The 1775-nt window shown below is 66.0% G+C and carries 2 protein-coding genes and 1 pseudogene (1 of these 3 only partly in view); 1 reads left to right on the plus strand and 2 read right to left on the minus strand.

The genetic code is table 11. The features are described from left to right. Window positions 1–618, minus strand: a pseudogene (locus BN903_RS13020) (RAD55 family ATPase); it reaches 141 nt to the left of the window's first position. A gap of 141 nt (window positions 619–759) precedes the next feature. Continuing rightward, complete coding sequence (locus tag BN903_RS13025) at window positions 760–1251, minus strand: chemotaxis protein CheW (protein WP_048078143.1); 492 nt, start codon at window positions 1249–1251, stop codon at window positions 760–762. A 102-nt stretch (window positions 1252–1353) separates the two neighbouring features. Between BN903_RS13025 and BN903_RS13030 the strand changes: the two genes are divergently transcribed. Beyond that, on the plus strand, window positions 1354–1775 hold a 422-nt coding region (locus tag BN903_RS13030; RefSeq protein WP_195155814.1), incomplete at its 3' end, for a response regulator.

Consider the following 1775-nt stretch of genomic DNA (forward strand, 5'->3'; position numbering starts at 1 on the left):
ATCGGTCCCACGCATCTTCAGCACCTGAACGCCCCGGCGCATCCCCTCGTCCTCGAGGTAGTTGTGCATGAAGACGACGCCGTGCGCGAGGTAGTGTTCCTCCGAGTAGGCGCTCGGATCGGTCATCTCGGAGATGAGAAGGGTCGTGGCGTCGGTCCGCTTTAGCGAGGAGAGCAGCTGGATCATCGTGTCCTCGTCGTCGTCTAAGAGGAACCGCAACAGCATGGTGGAGTCGAAGACGACCCGGTCGATGTCGCGGGAGTTGATGAACCCGGTGAGGCGGTTGGTGACGCCGGACCGGTCGCGGCGGTCGCCGGGCAGCCCGAAGAAGCGCCGGCCGTCCGACGAGAAGGAGTCGAGGAACGTGACGCGGTCGGAGTCGAGCGCGCGGTCGAACCCGAAGTCGTAGCCGCTCATGTCCTCGCGGATCCCCGATTTGGTCTCGTGCATGCTGATGTACAGCACGTCCTCGCCGTTTCGAGCGCCCTGAGCCGCGAACTGCGCACAGAAGGTCGTTTTGCCGCTCCCGGGCGGACCGCTCACAACGTACAGACGGTCCTCGGGGAACCCCCCGTCGACGAGATCGTCGAACCCCGGGACGCCGCTTGAGACGCGCATACGTACGCAACCCGTTGGACGGCTGATAAGCGTTGTCACCCGGTTCTCACGGGTGAGAACCGATATCCTCGATTCGGTTCGCCGACGTCCCCCGAATCACCTCGTCAGCACTGCGTCGTCTCGGCGTTTTCCCAGCGCCGCCTACGCCTCCGCGGCCTCGACGTCGTCGAGTTCGGCCGCCAGCTCGTCGTCCACGTCCGGGGAGACCCACACGACGAAGCGGTCGTCGGACTTGACGATGCCGCGAACGCCCTCTTCCTCGACGGTGGTGCTCTGGTCGACGTCCTCGGGCGCGACGTCGCGGACCTGGAACACCTCGTCGACCATCCAGCCGACCGTCCCTCCCTCGTCGATCTCGCTGTCGTCGAACACGACGATGCGCTCTCGGGGGCCCTCCTCGTCGATGTCGAACAGCGTCTTCGGGTCGACGATCGTGGTCGTCCGACCGCGCAGGTCCATCACGCCCTCGACGTGATCCGGCGAGTTCGGGATCCGCGTGAGTTCGCCGGCGTCGACGATCTCGTCGATAACGCCGATGTCCAGACAGTACGTCCCGTCACCTAGGCCGAACTCCAACACCTTGGTCGGTTCGGCGTCCGCCGTCGACTCCGTGTTCGCCTCTGTGGCTGCCATGCCCGTACCTGCGGTCAACCGACAAATAATCGTGTCCCCTGAATTATCAGGGGTGATTACTGGGTCCGTGGATTTATGCTGATTCTGGGTCCGGTGTGGAACATGAGCAGGACGACGGATCGGCGCGGCGGTCGGGACGGGTCGCCGCGGGTGGTGGTCGTCGACGACTCCCCGTTCATGCGGGGTCTGATAAGTGATCTCTTGAGCGATGCGGGGGTCGCGGTCGTCGGCGAGGCGGGGGACGGAGAAGAGGCGCTCTCGGTGGTCGCCGAGACCCGCCCCGACGTCGTGACGATGGACGTCGAGATGCCCGGTATGGGCGGACTCGAAGCCGTCGAGCGGCTGATGGAGGAGACGCCGACGCCGGTGTTGATGCTGTCGGCGCACACCGACGAGGGCGCGGAGGTCACCTTCGAGGCGCTCGACCGCGGGGCGGTCGACTTCTTCGCGAAGCCCGGCGGTGAGGTCTCGACCGGCGTCTCGCGGGAGTCCGAGCGGCTCGTCGAGGCGGTGCGGTCGGTCGC

The organism is Halorubrum sp. AJ67 (genome assembly GCF_000513435.1).

Bases quoted from the DNA above. Each gene is read 5' to 3' on its own strand.
- BN903_RS13025 (WP_048078143.1), bottom strand. From the start codon at position 1,251: ATGGCAGCCACAGAGGCGAACACGGAGTCGACGGCGGACGCCGAACCG.